At 72.8% G+C, this 15,938-nt stretch carries 17 protein-coding genes; 11 read left to right on the forward strand and 6 right to left on the reverse strand.

Annotated elements, in window-relative coordinates:
* Positions 1 to 21 precede the first annotated feature (21 nt).
* The gene (locus tag K7787_RS01355; RefSeq protein ID WP_223000176.1) at positions 22 to 1,770 is read left to right on the forward strand and encodes an amidohydrolase; all 1,749 of its coding nucleotides are present in this window, start codon (positions 22 to 24) and stop codon (positions 1,768 to 1,770) included.
* Entirely contained in the window at positions 1,763 to 3,214 is a 1,452-nt protein-coding gene (locus tag K7787_RS01360) for an APC family permease (protein WP_223000177.1), read from the forward strand. The genes K7787_RS01355 and K7787_RS01360 overlap by 8 nt, the downstream gene beginning before the upstream one ends.
* A gap of 128 nt (positions 3,215 to 3,342) precedes the next feature.
* Here the strand turns inward: K7787_RS01360 and K7787_RS01365 are convergent, their stop codons facing one another.
* Positions 3,343 to 4,752 (reverse strand): helix-turn-helix domain-containing protein, encoded by a 1,410-nt coding sequence (locus K7787_RS01365; RefSeq protein ID WP_223000178.1) that lies wholly within the window; start codon positions 4,750 to 4,752, stop codon positions 3,343 to 3,345.
* 327 nt (positions 4,753 to 5,079) lie between these two features.
* Here K7787_RS01365 and K7787_RS01370 point away from each other — a divergent pair, with 327 nt between their 5' ends.
* Both K7787_RS01370 and K7787_RS01375 read left to right on the forward strand, forming a co-directional pair.
* A complete protein-coding gene (locus K7787_RS01370; RefSeq protein WP_223000179.1) occupies positions 5,080 to 5,694 on the forward strand; it encodes a hypothetical protein in 615 nt (204 codons plus the stop codon).
* Positions 5,695 to 5,940: 246 nt separating this feature from the next.
* The gene (locus K7787_RS01375) at positions 5,941 to 6,399 is read left to right on the forward strand and encodes a hypothetical protein (RefSeq protein ID WP_223000180.1); all 459 of its coding nucleotides are present in this window, start codon (positions 5,941 to 5,943) and stop codon (positions 6,397 to 6,399) included.
* A gap of 146 nt (positions 6,400 to 6,545) precedes the next feature.
* Here K7787_RS01375 and K7787_RS01380 read toward each other — a convergent pair whose 3' ends face one another.
* Positions 6,546 to 7,082, reverse strand: a complete 537-nt coding sequence (locus K7787_RS01380) for a DUF3291 domain-containing protein (protein WP_223000181.1) — start codon at positions 7,080 to 7,082, stop codon at positions 6,546 to 6,548.
* Positions 7,083 to 7,375: 293 nt separating this feature from the next.
* Between K7787_RS01380 and K7787_RS01385 the strand changes: the two genes are divergently transcribed.
* Positions 7,376 to 7,963, forward strand: a complete 588-nt coding sequence (locus tag K7787_RS01385; RefSeq protein WP_223000182.1) for a DUF6232 family protein — start codon at positions 7,376 to 7,378, stop codon at positions 7,961 to 7,963.
* A gap of 95 nt (positions 7,964 to 8,058) precedes the next feature.
* Here the strand turns inward: K7787_RS01385 and K7787_RS01390 are convergent, their stop codons facing one another.
* Positions 8,059 to 8,943, reverse strand: coding sequence for a restriction endonuclease (locus K7787_RS01390; RefSeq protein WP_223000183.1), 885 nt, complete (start codon positions 8,941 to 8,943; stop codon positions 8,059 to 8,061).
* A 227-nt stretch (positions 8,944 to 9,170) separates the two neighbouring features.
* Between K7787_RS01390 and K7787_RS01395 the strand changes: the two genes are divergently transcribed.
* Genes K7787_RS01395 through K7787_RS01405 form a run of 3 tightly spaced genes read left to right on the forward strand, consistent with a single transcriptional unit; the run spans position 9,171 to position 11,848 of the window.
* Entirely contained in the window at positions 9,171 to 9,503 is a 333-nt protein-coding gene (locus K7787_RS01395; protein WP_019981121.1) for a hypothetical protein, read from the forward strand.
* Positions 9,504 to 9,516: 13 nt separating this feature from the next.
* Positions 9,517 to 11,256 carry a helix-turn-helix transcriptional regulator gene (locus K7787_RS01400; RefSeq protein ID WP_223000184.1) on the forward strand — a complete coding sequence of 580 codons (1,740 nt, stop codon included), beginning with the start codon at positions 9,517 to 9,519 and terminating at the stop codon, positions 11,254 to 11,256.
* A 19-nt stretch (positions 11,257 to 11,275) separates the two neighbouring features.
* The gene (locus K7787_RS01405; RefSeq protein WP_009192853.1) at positions 11,276 to 11,848 is read left to right on the forward strand and encodes a hypothetical protein; all 573 of its coding nucleotides are present in this window, start codon (positions 11,276 to 11,278) and stop codon (positions 11,846 to 11,848) included.
* A 30-nt stretch (positions 11,849 to 11,878) separates the two neighbouring features.
* On the opposite strand, the gene K7787_RS01410 is transcribed toward K7787_RS01405, so the two are convergent.
* Together K7787_RS01410 and K7787_RS01415 are read right to left on the reverse strand one after the other, a co-directional pair.
* Positions 11,879 to 12,538, reverse strand: a complete 660-nt coding sequence (locus K7787_RS01410; protein WP_223000185.1) for an MSMEG_1061 family FMN-dependent PPOX-type flavoprotein — start codon at positions 12,536 to 12,538, stop codon at positions 11,879 to 11,881.
* Positions 12,539 to 12,712: 174 nt separating this feature from the next.
* Positions 12,713 to 13,564, reverse strand: a complete 852-nt coding sequence (locus tag K7787_RS01415; RefSeq protein WP_308036270.1) for a LysR family transcriptional regulator — start codon at positions 13,562 to 13,564, stop codon at positions 12,713 to 12,715.
* Positions 13,565 to 13,645: 81 nt separating this feature from the next.
* On the opposite strand from K7787_RS01415, the gene K7787_RS01420 reads away from it, so the two are divergent.
* The 3 genes from K7787_RS01420 to K7787_RS01430 are packed head-to-tail and all read left to right on the forward strand — an operon-like array spanning position 13,646 to position 14,694.
* Positions 13,646 to 14,140, forward strand: a complete 495-nt coding sequence (locus tag K7787_RS01420) for a cupin domain-containing protein (RefSeq protein WP_223000186.1) — start codon at positions 13,646 to 13,648, stop codon at positions 14,138 to 14,140.
* Positions 14,141 to 14,149: 9 nt separating this feature from the next.
* Complete coding sequence (locus K7787_RS01425; RefSeq protein WP_223000187.1) at positions 14,150 to 14,509, forward strand: DoxX family protein; 360 nt, start codon at positions 14,150 to 14,152, stop codon at positions 14,507 to 14,509.
* The gene (locus K7787_RS01430) at positions 14,506 to 14,694 is read left to right on the forward strand and encodes a hypothetical protein (RefSeq protein WP_223000188.1); all 189 of its coding nucleotides are present in this window, start codon (positions 14,506 to 14,508) and stop codon (positions 14,692 to 14,694) included. The genes K7787_RS01425 and K7787_RS01430 overlap by 4 nt, the downstream gene beginning before the upstream one ends.
* A 142-nt stretch (positions 14,695 to 14,836) precedes the next feature.
* Here the strand turns inward: K7787_RS01430 and K7787_RS01435 are convergent, their stop codons facing one another.
* A complete protein-coding gene (locus tag K7787_RS01435; protein WP_223000189.1) occupies positions 14,837 to 15,886 on the reverse strand; it encodes an NAD-dependent epimerase/dehydratase family protein in 1,050 nt (349 codons plus the stop codon).
* Positions 15,887 to 15,938 lie beyond the last annotated feature (52 nt).

Consider the following 15,938-nt stretch of genomic DNA (forward strand, 5'->3'; position numbering starts at 1 on the left):
ACCCAGAACCGAGGAACACCCATGCTCGACACCCTGATCACCGGCGCACGTGTGCGCACCTTCGACGACGCCCGGCCCTGGGCCGGCGCCGTCGGCATCACCGGCGGGCGCATCGCCTTCGTCGGCGAGGAGACGGACGCCCCCGCGGCCCGCGAACACCGCCGCCTGGACGGCGGCCTGCTCACCCCCGGCATCATCGACAGCCACAACCACCTGCTGCTCGGCTTCGACCCCGACGCCGTCAGCCTGGAAGGCGCCGACACGCTGGACGAGGTGCGCCGCCGCCTCGCCGAACTCGCCGCCGCCCGCCCGGACCTGACCTGGATCTGCGCCGAGAACGCCGTCTACTCGGTGGTCCCCGGCCGCCGCCCGCACGCCCGCGACCTGGCCGGCATCACCTCCCGCCCCGTCTTCGTCACCACCTACGACCAGCACTCGGTGTGGCTCAACGACGCCGCGATCCGCGCCCTCGGCCTGGACGAGGGCGGCGACATCCCCTGGGGCCGCCCCGAGCGCGACGCCGACGGCCGCGCGACCGGCTGGGTCACCGACTTCTACACCAGCGCCATGACGACGGCCGGCCTGGCCGGCCTCCAGCGCGACATCCCCATGTACTCCCCCCAGCGCCGCTACCGCAAGCTGCTCGGCAGCCTTGAGACGGCCACCGCCGCCGGCATCACCACCGTGGTCGAACCGCAGGTCCCGCTCGCCGAGATCGACCTGTTCCGGCGCGCCCAGGACGAAGGCCGCCTCAGCTCCCGCGTCATCGCCGCGCTCTTCCACCCCATGGGCTCCGACGGCGCCTTCCGCCGGGAGCTGCGCGCGGCGGCCGACTCCGCCCCGGGCGGCGACCGCCTCGCGTTCGGCCCCGTCAAGCTCTACGCCGACGACGTGATCGAACCCCACAACGCCTGGATGCTGGACGACTACGCCAACCGGCCCGGCCACCGCGGCCACCCCTCCGCGCCGCTCGGCGAACTCACCCAGGTCGTCACCGAACTGGACCGCCTCGGCTTCCAGACCCACACCCACGCCACCGGCGACGGCGGCATCCGCCTCGCCCTGGACGCCATCGAGCACGCCGCGCGCGCCAACGGCACCCGCGACCGCCGCCACGGCATCGTGCACGTCGAGTGCCTCGCCCCCGAGGACCTGCCGCGCTTCGCCCGGCTCGGCGTCACCGCCGCCATGCAGCCGCGCCACTGCTCCCCGGACCTGGTGGCCGGCACCTGGATGGAGAACGTCGGCGAGGCGCGCTGGGACCGCGCCTGGCGGCTGCGCTCCCTCATGGCCTCCGGCGCCCACGTGGCCCTCTCCAGCGACTGGCAGGTGGGCGAGATGGACCCGCTGGTCGGCTTCTACTCGGCCCTCACCCGGGCCGGGTTGGACGGCAAGGACGCCTGGACCCCGGCGGAGCGCCTCGGCCTCGACGAGACGCTGCGCGGCTACACCGCCGAGGGCGCCTGGGCCTGGCACCGCGAGGACGAGTACGGCGTCATCCGCGAGGGCGCCAAGGCGGACCTCGTCGCCTGGTCCGAGGACCTCTACGCGCTCGAACCGGACCCGGCGGCGCTGCTGCGGCAGCGGGCCGAGATCACCTGGGTGGGCGGCGAGATCGTCCACGAGGCCGCCACGGCGCGCACCACCGCCGGCCACTTCGGCGCCCTCACCACCTGCTCCGCCCACACCCGAGACGGTCACACCCAGAACACCCACACCCGAGACGGTCACCCCCACGGTCACACCCAAGGCGGACACACCCATGTCTGACGTCTCCTCGCACACCTCCGAGACCACCGCGACCACCCCCGGGGCGTCCGGGGCCACCGCCGAGGCGACCGACGGGACCGCCACCGCCGGGCACGCCGACGGCACTCCGGGCGGCGCACGGCTGCGACGTGGCCTGAAGCTCCGTCACATCGTCTTCCTCGGCCTCGCGTTCATGGCGCCGCTGGCGGTGTTCGACACCTTCGGCCTGGTCTCCGAGGAGACCGACGGCCATGTGCCGCTGGCCTACCTGGCCGTCCTCGTCGCGGTGGGCCTCACCGCGCTCAGCTACGCCCGGATGGCCCGCCGCATCACCTCCGCCGGATCGGTGTACACCTACGCCGGCAAGGCGCTCGGCGCACCCGTGGGCTTCCTGGTGGGCTGGTCCGCCACGCTGGACTACGTCCTGCTGCCCATGCTCAACGCCCTCCTGGCCGCGATCTACATGGGCGCCGTCCTCCCGGCGGTCCCGGCGTGGGTGTGGGTGCTGTCCACCGTGGTGATCTGCACGGCGCTGAACCTGGTGGGCGTACGGCTGGCCGCCAAGGTGAACGTGGCGCTGGTGATCGTCCAGGCCGGGGTGGCCGTCGCGTTCCTCGTCTTCGCGGTGCGCGCCGTCGTCACCCACGGCCACTCCTTCGGCACCACCGGGTTCGACCCGACGACGGTGCCGCTGCCCGACCTGTTCGGCGGCGCGTCCCTGCTCGCCCTGTCCTTCCTCGGCTTCGACGCCGTCTCCACGCTCTCCGAGGAGGCCGAGCGGCCGCGCCGGGACATCCCGCGGGCCATCCTGCTCATCGTGGCCGCCGCCGGGGTGTTCTTCCTCGCCGTCACCTACGTCATGCAGACGCTCTTCCCGGACGTCTCGGCCGTGGGCGACATCGTGGGCGCCTCGCCGCAGATCGCCCGGTACATCGGCGGCGCCGCGTTCCAGGCCGTCTTCGTGGGCGGGTATCTCACCGCCGTCCTCGGGTGCGGCCTGACGCAGCAGATGAGCGCGGCACGGCTGCTGTTCGCCATGGGACGCGACGGGATGCTGCCGCGCGCGGTCTTCGGGCGGGTCGATCCGCGCACCGGCGTCCCGGCCCTGAACGTGCTCGTCGTGGGCCTCATCGCCGCCTCCGCGGTCTTCCTGGACCTCGGCAGCGCCGCGTCGCTCATCAACTTCGGGGCGTACGTGGCCTTCGCCGCGGTGAACCTGGCGGTGATCGGCTTCTGGGTGCGCGACCGGCGCGCGGGGCGAGCGGAGGCCCGCGGGCCCGCCGCCGCGGTCCTGCAACTCCTGCTGCCGGCCCTCGGGCTCGTCGTGAACGTGGCCCTGTGGATCAGCCTGGACACACCGGCCAAGGTCGTGGGCGTCGTGTGGGCGCTGGCGGGCGTGGGCATCCTCGCCGTCCGCTCGGGCGGATTCCGCCGCCCGGTGCGCACCCCCGACCTGGAGGAGTGAACGCTCCTCGTCTGCGGCCGTCACGCCTGCCCGCGGCGCCGGGACCGGACGCGGACGCCGTCGCCCCGCACCACTGACGAGTCGGCGCACGGCGGGCGGTGCGGCACCGAGTCCGCGCGCGCCGCGTCTCATCCGCCGTAGGGGACCCAGGCGCGCTCGCCGGCCTCGTCGGAGCCGTACCAGTAGCGTGGCATTCCCTCGATGCCGGTGGTGCGGAAGGGGCGGCCGTGGTCGTCGATACGGATCGTGCCGGTGCGGCCCTGGCAGGACCAGTCGAGTTCGAGGTACCAGCGGGCGTCGTAGGCCTGTGTCGACGCGTCGACCAGCAGGGCCTCCGGGTCCTGGGCGGAGACGCGGTACGGGAAGTGCACGGCCGGAAGGGTGCGTCGGCTGTCGGCGCCGTCCTCGGGGCGGGCGACGGGACGGTCGACGTCGAGGTTCACGGTGAAGCGACGGGGCGTCAGCTCGCCGCCGCATCCCTGGTCCATGGCGTACGCGTTCCCGGCCGCGGGTTCGCCGCGGCTGACGACACGGACGCGGAGCGCCTCCAGGACCACGGCCGTCGACGACCGCCCCTGCACCGAGATCCGGACCATCGTCTGCCGCCCGTGCACCGCGCCCTGCGTCGCCGACCACACCCCGGCGTCCTGCTGCGACGGCGGCGGAGGCACCTGCGCGGGCGGCTTGTCGATGACGTAGTCGTGACCGCAGCCCATCGCCCACACCTGGGAGTCGGCGCTCCACGTGAGGGGCGAGCCGGTGACCGGGCCCTTCGCGGACGGGGCGGGCGTGCCGCCGGCGGAGGGAAGGGCGGGCGTCTTCCGTCGGGAGCCGGGCGAGACGGAGCCCGGGGGAGGGGCGGCGGAGCCGGCCGAGGACGACTCCGCCGAGCGGTGAGGTGCGTTCGGGGCGGTCGTCCGCGGGCCCGTGGAGCGGTCGGCGCCCGCCTCCGAGGAACGGTCGTCCGAGAGGGCGGAGGCGATGCCCAACGTGGCGAGCAGCGCGCAGGCGACGGTCGTGGACGCCAGGATCCGCCGGCGGCGGTACCAGGGGCGGGGAGTGGGCGGCGGCGCAGAAGCTCCGTCCGCTGAAGTGCTTTCCTCGGCGAGTGCCCCGTCCCCGTCCCCGTCCGCGTCCCGGTGCGCGTCCCCGCCCCCGCCCCCGTACCCGTCCCGGTGCGCGTCCGGCGCCGGAATCGCCGTCTCAGCTGCCGGAATCGCCGCCTCAGCCGCCGCCTGCACCTCCGTCTCCGCCTTTCCCTCCGCCGAACCTGCCGTACGTCCCCGCTGCCGGGCAGCCACCGCGGACAGCCAGAGCCGGTGCAGTTCGAGCCGTTCCTGCGGTGTCGCCCGGCAGAACGCCGCGAGCCGTTCCACCGGCGCGAAGTCCTGCGGCACCGCCTCGCCCGCGCAGTACCGGTGCAGCGTGGAGGTGTTCATGTTGAGGCGGCGGGCCAGGGAGCCGTAGCTCCGGTCCGTGCGGTCCTTCAACTGACGCAGCGCCGCCGCGAACTCCTCGACATCGTCTCGAGTCGACACCGTTCCCCCGTCGTCCGCTCGCGTCCCCGTATCCCAGGTGCTCGTATACCTGCACGTCAGATGGGCTGGGATGGTTCCACCGTCGGCGAGAGGCCGGCAGCCGTTGCGCCGGCCGCCGGTGACCGCCGATGCTCGTTGGTGTCGCACCGACCGGGCCGCACCCGGCGGGGCGCACCCGGCGGGGCGCAACGGCCGCGCCGAACCGGCCGGCCGGCGTAGGCCGGCCGATGTCGACCGGCACCCGACACGCATGCACCGCAGACCGCAACAGCAGACCGCAACCGGATTCATGCGTTCACCGCACTCACTCACTCACGGGGGACACCCATGCCCAGGCGCACACCAGCAGGCGCGCTCCTCGCAGTCGCCGTCACGGCTCTGACCGTGGCGCTCTCCGCACCGGCCACCGCCGCCGCTCCGAGGGCGCCCGGCTTCCTCGACGCCGCGGACCTGCCACCGCACCCGACCTCGTCCTGGACCGCCGGCAAGATCACCGCCGGCGTGCCGGAGGGGACGGACCAGGACACCTGTCTGCGGGCGCTGCCCGGTGATGAGCCCGCCTGGCACCGCGACTTCCGTACCGACCTGGACACGAACGCCCGGCAGATCACCGTGGTCCTGCCCGACATCCGTTCGGCGAAGCAGCTGACCTCGCGGCTGAACAGGGACGTCGCGTCCTGTGCGGCCCGCATCGAGCGGCAGGACCCGGACACGGAGGCCACCGGCGAGGACTACGGCGAGCTGCCCGTCGAGGAGGGCGCCCACGTCTACGGCGTCCACACCGAGACTTCCTGGGGCGCAAGCGACGTCCGCCTGCTGGCGGTCGGCCGGGACGGCCGCACCGTCACGGTCGTCAACTGGGCGCAGCTCGGCGGCTTCGAGGGCGCTCCGGTGACGGCCTTCGAGAAGACGACCGTCAGGGCCGTGAACAGGCTCCACTGACGGTGTGCTGGACGGTGGCCCTCCCGCCACGGGGGTCGGGAGGGCCGCCGCCCGGCACCACGACCGCAGCACAGCCCGGCCACGCACAGCCCCGGCCACACGACCACCGGGCCACACCACCCAGCCATATGACCACCGGGCCACACCACCCAGCCACCTGACCACCTGACCGCATGACCACCCAGCCACCTGACCACCCGATCACATGACCATCCGACCACGGATCACTCGAAACGGGGAACAGACATGAGCAGCAAGACCCGCACCGCCCTCGCCGCCGGCGTCCTCGCCGTCGCCCTCGGCCTCGGCGCCACCGTCCAGGCCTCCGCCGGAACCCCGCGCAGCGTCAGCGGCAAGCCGTCCGACGACATCACCCGCATCGCCGACTTCTACGGCGCCTACATCGACGCGGTGACCGACGAGGACAGCGGCGGCCTCGGAGCGGCCCTGCGCGGCCACTACCTCACCGCAGCCTTCCAGAAGGAACTGAACGCCTGGGAGGAGAAGAACCACGCCAACGGCGTCCTGCGCGCCCAGAACGTCCCGCTCGCCTGGAAGGTCACCGACAACGGCGCCGTCGGTCACACCGAGGCCGTGATCACCCTCACCTGGAGCAGGTCCAGCACGACCGAGCTGGTGGTCGACATGGCCCGCGACAGCCACAAGATCTTCCGTATCGCCGAGAAGGGCATCGGCGGGAAGTGACGACTCGCGACGAAGGGACGCTCGGACAGGACCGGACACCGTCGGCCTCTGCCGCACGTCGGCCAGAACACTGAAGTACGCGCCGGTCAGCAGCCCGCCCGAACGAGCGCGCACGGAGTCGGCTGGCGCCCGCCCCTGGTGGAGCGTCAACCGGAGGCCTTCGCGCTCGCCGGTGTTCCGTCCGGGGCGAACGAGTGGGGGAAGGTGAAGGCGTACGGCGCCGGGCCGGACGCGTGGAGGTGCTCCAGTCTGGAAACCCCGTCCTGCCAGGTGGGTATCACGCCGTCGGCGATCCACCAGCACACGTGACTCGGGTGGCCCGTCCGCTCGAACCAGTCGTGCCGCCTGTTGAGCGCCACGCGGTGCAGACCGGTGTAGACGGCGTCGAAGGCGGGTCGCAGGTCGGTCCAGACCGAGAGGGTCGCCGCCAGGGCGATCGTCTCCGCGGTGCGGCCCTTGTCGTACCAGGCCGGTACGGCGAACTCGCCCCATTCCCTCCAGTCCAGTTCGAAGTGCGTGCCGCGTTCCCCGTCCGCCGGTTCGGCGTGAGCGACGTATCCCGGATGCCGGCCGATCTGCTCGTAGACGCCCCCAGAGCTGTCGTGGAACTCCCGTACCAGAGGGGCGGGATCGGCGAGAGGCGCCTTGAGGGCGCCGAAGGTGTACAGAGCGAGGCGGGGCATGCGTCTCTCCTTGGCTGAGAGGGGCCTGGTGGGGGATTCCCCGACGGTCTCGAAACCCTCCGAGACTGCGGGCGTCGCCGAATGCCGGCATGACGATAGCCGCCTCCGCGGACCCTGTCGAAGTTGCGATTTCCCTGCACAAGTGGCCTCTCGGGGAAGCCGTCGCGGGAATTCGAGGGCAGCGGAGGCGCTCGCACCGGTCGCGGTCCGGGGAGCGGATGTTCCCGGTGTTCGGCGCCATCCCGTCGGGCTCGATTTTGTGCCGACTTCCCCTTTCCAAAAGGGAGTCGGAGATGCCTAATGGTCTCCACACCGTCATGGGTCACACGGCGTACGGGGGACTTGTGGAGACGAAGGGGACCTGGGGATCGCCGTCGATGCCGCCGGCGCCGCCGGGCGGCAAGACCGTCGATCTGCGGGTGAGCAAGCGGCTGCTGTGGCTGGGCGATGCCGCCTACCCACTGCACAACATCGTGCGGGTCTACACCGCCGAGTTCAGACCCAAACGCGTGCAGGCGTTCTGCTACTTCCTGATCGGGAGCGCCCTCGCGCTCTCGGTGGCGCACGCGCAGCCGGAGGTGCGCGGCGTCAGCCTCGTCGCGGTGGTCGTCCTGTTCGCATGGTTCGTCAAGGTGCTGACGTCACCGAGCAAGTACGCGCTGGCCATCGACACGTCCGGCGCCGCGAGCGCGCTGGTCACCCTGCCGGACCGGGAGGAGCTTCGAGGGCTCGTCGGCGCCATCGTGGAGGCAGTCGAGAATCCGGAGAAGGAACTCCATCTGCCGGTGCAGAGCGTCCAGTTCAACCGCAGTGAGTACCACTACGGCGACAAGGTCAATATGTACGGCGGTCTGGGCAACACGGGAATGCTGAAGAAGTGAGCCCTGCCACCGCCGACTTCGGCCGGGCCCAAGGGCGTTCGCGGCACCACCGGCCGGTACGGAGCCGGACGCACCGGCCGGTACGGAGCCGGACGCTAGGGTGTCGGCTCGCCCGAGGGGGCGGCCGTGCGGCGGGTGTTCCGGCGGATCAGCAGGGTGGCGGCGGTGAGGGACAGTGCGGTGAGCGTCGCGGGCACCAGGATTTCGGTGGTGTCTCCGTGCCACAGGCGCGCGTTGGTGAGCCAGGCCACCGGCAGGTCCACGAGGAGCAGGCCCAGGCCGGTCGGCCAGTAGCGGCGGCGGGACGTCTCCCGGATGCCCGAGACGATCAGGATCGCGGGGACGACGAGCATCAGCAGCGTCACCAGGACCCGGTTCGGGCGGGGATCGAAACTGTCGCCGCCGGGAATGAACAACGCCACGGCGGTCAGGACGACACCCAGCACGATCCGCCCCTTGCCGGGCCGGCTCTTCCGCACGGGGGCGACGACGAGCGCGGAGGCGGGCACCTGCGCCGGTGCGGCGGGATGCGGCGGGGCCGGTGTCGCGGGAGGCGGCGGGGCCGCCGCCGCGGCGATGCGGCGGGCGAGGGCGTTGACCGCGGTCATCGAGCCGTCCAGGCCGTAGACGAACAGCGCGATGCCGTTCTCGGCGGCGTACTCGACCGCGGTGGCGGCGTAGCCGCTGCCGGTGAAGAAGAGCAGGTCCTTGTCCATGGCCCGGCCGCGAGCGCCGAACAGGCGCTGCAGCTCGGGCCGTCCCACCGCGGCTGCCTGGTACTTGACCTGCCCGAGCGCCCGGCGCGAGCGCACGTCGACGCCGCCGTCGCTGCCGCCGGGCCGGGCCTGGGCATCCTCGTACCCCCAGTGCCGCATCCAGGCCGCGGCGTTGTGCTCGGCCTCCTGCCAGGACTGGATCTGGCGTCCGGCCGGAGGCTGCGGCGTTCTGACCGCCGAGGTGTTTTCGCTCGTCACAGCCATGAAGTATCGCCGACGTGAGCACGCCGCAGGCGCGGGGGCCGGTGCGGGCCTCCCCGCCGTGGCAAGCCGTCGGCGGCCGGCGCTGTGTACGGGGGTTCCGCTGGCCGGCCGGTGTCCACTCCGCCCTGCGCGCGGCGTACCGTACTCTTCAACTTGTTGCAAAGTTATCCGTCCGGCCGGTAACTTTCCGGCAAGTCAAAAGGTTCTCCGAGAAAGGGCGGGCAGGAGTGCTGCAGATCCGGCTGGGAGCCGAGCGGCCCGCCGACGCCGGTGACGGGCTGGGCCGCGCCACGGTCGGATGGCGTCCCGGGATGTCCGAGGACGAGGCCTGGCAGGCGGGTCGCGGCATCTGGAAGTTCAACGCCGACCGGGCCCTGTCCCAGGACGAGGTGCAGATCATCAACGTGGACGGCACGGTGCTCGCGGTCGCGAGGATCACCGGGATCTCCAAGCACGGCGACCGCTACGCTCTGGAGGGCGAGCTGTTGCGCGGGGATGCGCGGGTGGGCCGTCCCACCCCGAACCCGCACCTGTCCCGCAACCCCGTCACCTACGTCTGAGAGCCGTGGACCGATGAGCGACTTCGACGCGATCGACTCGCTGCTCGCCTCCCTCACTCCTCAGCCCGCGCTGCCCGAGGCGGAGGCGCGCCGCGACCTGCGGGAGCGGGCCGGCCTGTCGAAGGCCCAGGTGGCCCGGACCCTCGGGGTGAGTCCGTCCACGGTCACGGGGTGGGAGACGGGCCGGGACCCCTCCGGGGAGCTGAGGGCGAAGTACGCCTACCTCCTGGACGGCCTGGCCGCAAGGTTCGCCTCGCCTACCTCGCCTGCCTCGCCCGTCTCATCTGCGCCGCTTGCCTCGCCTGACTCGGCGGCGGCAGGGGAGGCCGCCGCGCCCGGGCCCGCAGGGGCCCAGAGCACGACGCCCCAGCCCACGGACCCGACCCCGGACTCGACCCCGAGCCCGACCCTGAGCCCGGACTCGACCCCGAGCCCGGCCACGGGGGGCGACGGGGACGACGTCGCGGCCCTGGCCGTGCCCGAGCCCTGTGTCCTGTGCGGGCGGCCTGCGCGCCACCAGGTCGCCGGTTTCCCCCAGCACCTCGATGCCGCCCAGTGCACCGCCCCGAACGCCCCCCCCGCCGAGCCCCCTGTCCCCACCGTCCCCGCCGAACTGCCGTCGAGCCGGACGACGGCCCCCGCCCACCCCGCGCCCGGCACCCGAGCCGCACCCCCCGCCCAGCCCGCGCCCGGCCCCCAGCCCGCACCCGGAGTCCAAGCCGGGGCCGGGGTCCGAACCGGAGCGGGCGCCCGGCGTCGGCGGACCGTGCCCGTTGTCGAGGCGTCGCCGGACCCCGTCGCAGCGGCCGTCGCCGAGGCGCTCACACGTCATGAGGGCGACGTGGAGGCGGCGACTGCGGCCCTCCTCAAGCGGGCCATCCCGGACGCGATGGCCCTGCTCGACGACTGCCGCAAGGGCGGCCGCTACGCCGTCGTCGCGCACCCCTGGATCCCCGACGTCCTGCGCAAGCAGTCCGCCCGCGGCGCCGACCAGATCTGGGAGGCGCGCCCCAAGTGGACCCGCCCGGAACTGCCCGAGGGCCGGCACGAGGTGACCGCCCTGGACATCAACGGCGCCTACCTCAGCGCGCTCAAGACACACCTGCCGCTCGGGCAGCTCGAGCACACCGTGGGCGACGTGCACGACCGCCGCCGCGCCGGCGTCCACCTGATCACCCCGCCCGAGTGGGAGCACGGCGCGTATCTGCCCAACCCGATCGGCAACCGCGACGAACCCGGCCCGCTCTGGGTCACCGAACCCACCCTGCGGCTGCTGCTGCGCCTGTCCGGCCCGAAGTACGCGCTGTGCGAACCTCCCGAGATCCACGAGTCGTTCACCTCGGGCGCCACGGAGAACCTGCTGGAGAAGTTCCGTGTCGTCCTCAAGGACGCCCGGGACCGGGCCCTCGCCGACGGCGACGAGGTGACACTGGAGTATGTGAAGGCGATGTACTCCAAGTTCGTCTCCACGATGGGGGAGTCGAACTACAACCGGGAGTTGTACCGTCCCGACTGGATGCACCTGATCCGCTCGCAGGCCTTCGCCAACCTCTGGGTCAAAGCGCTCAAGGCGCACGACTCCGGTCTGGCGGTCGTCCGTGTGATGGGCACCGACGAACTCCACGTCGTCGGCGACTGGCGGCGTGTCTTCCCCGAGGGCCGCGGGGTCGCGGAAGTGAAGGTCAAGGACGTCTACTCCGTCGGCGCCGCTCCCGAGACCCCGGCCGCCGCCGGCGACGCCGACGAGAACTGACAGGACGGGGAGACCTCACGTGCCGCAGCACACCATCGAGTTCGGCAAGTTCGGCGCCCAGGGCGTCAAGGGGCACGAGGCCGTCGCCCGCCAGCTCGACGCCCTCGCCGACTTCATCGCCTCTCCCGTCACCACCCGGCGCGGCCTCATGGCCCGCCTGCACTACCTCACCCGCACCCCCCACGCCCGCGCCGCCGCCCGGGAGGCGGGTCTGACCGTCACCGACCGCACCCTCAGGGCGTGGCTGGCCGGCGCCCGCAACCCCACCCCGCACAACCTCGTCCGGATCGACACCGCCTACCGCACGGTCCGCCGCCACAACATCGCCCGCTACCTCCTGGCCCGCCTCAACCGCAGGGGCCGCGGCACCCGCGTCGAGATCCACCCGCTCGACCAGTCCGGCGTCCGCCCTCCCCACCAGCGGTTCGTGGAGTTCCGCACCCTCAACGTCCGCCGCTGGGAGGCCATCGTCGACGCCTGGGCCGCCGGCGACGACCAGGCCCTGGACGACGCGTGGACGGACCAGATCATCGACCTCGGCTCGCAGTGGGGCCAGTACGAGTACGTCACCAACATCGGCTTCGCCGCCTGACCCTCACCCGCCCCCGGAGGCCCCCGGCCGTCACTCGTACCGGTACTTCAGCGAGTCCGCCTCCGCCTGCTCGATGTCGGCGATCGTCAGCTCCGGCATCCGCAGTTGCGCCAGCGTCACCTCGGCCGAGGTCGGCTGGGCGTCCGCCGGCAGCCACTGCTCCGGCTGCCACGCCCCGCCGCGCAGAAGCGACTTGGGGCAGTGCGGGTAGACCTCCTCGATCCCCAGCACCAGCGCACTGGCCGGCGGCTTGCCCACGGCGGTCAGCTGCGACAGCAGCTCCGGGCGGGTGGAGACACAGGCCCGGCCGTTCACCCGGAGCGTCGTGGTGCGCCCCGGCACGACGAACAGCAACCCGGCCCGTCCGGTGGCGATGACGTTCTGCAGGGTGTCCAGACGCTTGTTGCCGGTCGCGTCCGGTATCGCCAGCGTCCGCGCGTCCAGGACGGAGACGAACCCGGCGGGGCCGCCGCGCGGGGAGACGTCGCAGTTGCCCTCCGCGTCCGCGCTGGCGACCAGGACCAGCGAGGAGCAGGCGATCAACTGCCGGGTCTGATCGGTGAGTTCGGTCATCTGCTTGCGCAGCGCCGTGTCCTTGGGGAGTTCGTAGACCCGGCGCAGCGCCTCCCGGTCGGACACGGAGTCGAGGCGGAGCGAGTCGAAGGCACTGCCGGCAGGAGACGTCGTCATGCCACCGACCCTAAGGGGCCGGGCCTGTGACCGATCTCGGCGATGGGACGGGTTCAACAGGCGGTGGCCGCCCGTCGGTCGGCAGGCAGGTGGTCGGCCTCCAGCAGCACGGGGAAGGACGCCGCGGAGGACCTTCTCCACCGGCTGCCGGTCAGCGGCACCGGTCGCCGGTGGTCAGCGACGGTAGGCGGTGGTCGCGATGTCGACGAAGGACCGGACCAACGGGTTGGCGTCACCCTCGTTCCACACCGCCACCACACGGCTCGGCGGCATGTCGGTCAGCGGCACCACGACCAGCTCCGCCGGCAGATCGTGCCCCAGCGGAGCCAGGCCCACCGTGCCGTTCCACAGCACGGACTGCAGGCACTCCTGGACGGCGCGCACCACCGGCCCCTCGCGCGGCCTCCCGCCGTTCCAGTACGACTGCCAGAGGGGGTCGGTGCCCGGCGGGAACCGGAACCAGCGGCGGTCGCTCAGCTCCGCCAGCCGCAGCCCGTCCCGGCGGCCCAGCGGATCGTCGGCGCGCAGCACCACACCGACCGGATCGGCGCGCAGCGCACGCACGCTCAGGGCCGTCTCGTCGAACGGCGCCCGGGTCAGCGCGACGTCGACCAGCCCGGCGCGCAGCCCGCAGGTCGGGTCGGTCAGATCGGTGTCGCGGATGTGGATGTCGACGCCGGGGCGATTTCGGCGGAAGGCGGCGGCCAGCCGGGCCACCGCCGGGTCGGTGCTGTCGCCCAGGATGCCGATGGTGACGGCCGTGACGCCGGCCGCCGCGCTCACGCGCCGCCGGACGCGGTCGGCACGGTCGAGCAGGGCCCTCGCTTCGTCGAGCAGCACCGAGCCCGCCGGAGTGAGCCTGACGCCCGTGGGGGAGCGGGTGAACAGCGGCGCCCCGAGATCGGCCTCCAACTGCTTGATCGCCCGGCTCAACGGCGGCTGGCTCATATGCAGTCGGGTGGCGGCCCGACCGAAATGCAGTTCCTCGGCGACCGTCACGAAGTAGCGCAAGGTCCGTAGCTCCACGCTGCAACGATACCCACGAGGTATCGACGGCGTAGGACAGGTCTTGGACACCGGCAGGTGTTCGGCGGTGCACTCGTGAGCATGACCGACGAAGCGAAGACCAGCGAGCCGCACACCCGCCCCGCCGTATCGGTGGTGGGCGCCGGCGACGGCGAGACGATCGTGCTGGGCACCACGCGCATGCGGATCCTGGAGGACGGCAGCCACACCGGGCACCGCCTCGCGATCGCCGAATCCATCCTCGCCCCGCACACCCAGGGACCGCCGCAACACCGCCACGCCCGGCACGACGAGGGCTTCTACATCCTCTCCGGCACCGTGCGGTTCACCGTCGGGGACGAGGACCACGACGCCGCCGCGGGCACACTCGTGATGGTTCCGCCCGGCGCCCCGCACACCTTCGCCAACCTGACCGACCGACCCGCCGTCATGCTCAGCACCTTCACCCCCGACCTGTACGTGCAGTACTTCCGGGACCTCCAGGAGATGCTCGCCGACGGCCGGACGCCCACACCGCAGGCCGGCATCGACGCGATGAGCCGCTACGCGACCGAGCCCGCCACCGACCTCCCCTGAACGGAACCCATGAACATCGCCTACTGGAGCGTCGCGGGACCGCTCGCGCTCTTCTACCTCTACGCGGGCACGCTGAAGATGATCCGCAGCCGCGATCGACTCCGGCCGATGATGGCCTGGGTCGACCACATGCCCCTGCCCGCCCTCAGGGCGCTGGGGGCGGTGGAGACACTCGGCGCGACCGGCCTGATCCTGCCGCCGCTGACCGGCATCGCTCCCTCACTGGCGCCGGCCGCGGCGGTCGGCTTCGTCCTCCTGCAGGCGGGCGCGATCGCCGTCCATCTGCGGGGCGAGGACCGCCGCATCGCGCTCAACGCGGGGCTCGCCGTCGCCGCGGCCGTGACCGTCTGGCCGGCCACCCGGCTGTGACCGGCACAGTGCTCGCTGCGCATCCCGGCGACACCGAGGCCGCGCTTGTCGAGTACGAGCGGGCCTTGTTGGCCCGCGGTGCCGAGTCCGTCACCTTCGATGGCGCCGAGGTCCACGGGATCGACTCCGAGAACGACACAGCCCAGGCCATGCTCCAGATGATCACCGCGCGGAATTACGACTGAGCAGAGTCACGACTGAGATGTGTGCCGGTCGCAGACCAGCGGGCGGTCACCGTGGCGTCGCCGTCGGCGCCGCACGCGCTGGAGTGGGCGTACGCGGACGGCATGGGTGTCCGCGTACGGCTCGGGCCGTCCCGGGCGGCGTTCAGCCTGTCGCCGAGCGGGTGGGGTGCGGGACGGCGCCGTGTGCCAGGAGGCTGCGGGCGCAGTCGAGGACGGTCTCGCGGGCGGGACGGGGGCGCCAGTCCAGGAGGCGGTCGGCCTTGGCGGTGGTGTGGCGGTTGCGGCGCCCGAGGGCGGGAGTGATGTCGCGCAGGGACGGGTCGCGGAAGCGGGCGGCGAGGCGGACGGCGACGTCGGGGATCCGACGGGTGGAGACCCGGTCGGCGTCCGGGCCCAGTTCCTCGCGCAGGGCGCGGGCCATGTCCAGCATCCAGGTGAACTCACCGGTAGCCAGGAAGCGTTCACCCGCCGCGGCGGGGGAGGTCATGGCGCGGATGTGGACGTCGGCGAGGTCGCGGACGTCGACGATCTCCAGGCCGATACGGGGCACGCCGCGCAGGGCGCCGGTGAGCATCCGCTGGACCATGCCGACCGAGCCGATGGTGCCGGTCGTCAGGATCGGTCCGAGGACGGCGCCGGGCAGGATCGTGGTCAGCTCGGTGGGGCCGTCGCAGGAGACCATGAAGTCCCAGGCGGCGCGCTCGGCGAGGGTCTTGGAGCGGCGGTAGGGGATCAGGGTGGGATCGTCGGGGTCGGTCCACAAAGTCTCGTCGGTGACGCCCTCCTCGGCGTAGGAGGAGGGGCTGGCGGCGTTCGCCGCGGACGTCATCACCACACGCCGCACTCCGGCGGCGGTCGCGGCGCGCAGGACCCGCAGCGCGCCGTCGCGCGCGGGGGCGATCATGGCGTCCGAGTCGTCGGCGACGGCTCCGCCGAGCGGGGAAGCGACGTGCAGGACGTGGTCGACGCCCTCGACCGCCGCGTCCCAGCCGTCGTCCGAGGTGAGGTCGGCGACCGCGAACTCCAGCCGGTCGCCGGCGTCGGCCCCGGCGGCGACGGTCTCGCGCGCCACCTGCTCCTTGCTGTGGCCGCGCACGGTGGTCCGCACGCGGTACCCGCGCCGCAGGAGCTCCACGACGCACCATCCGGCGATGTAGCCGCTGCCTCCGGTGACCAGGACCGTTTCCGGCATGGCTGTCCTCCACGGGGTGTGACAAGATGAAACGGAAGGGCTTCCGCCTTGC

This window comes from Streptomyces sennicomposti, from assembly GCF_019890635.1.
Classification (GTDB): Bacteria; Actinomycetota; Actinomycetes; order Streptomycetales; family Streptomycetaceae; genus Streptomyces; species Streptomyces sennicomposti.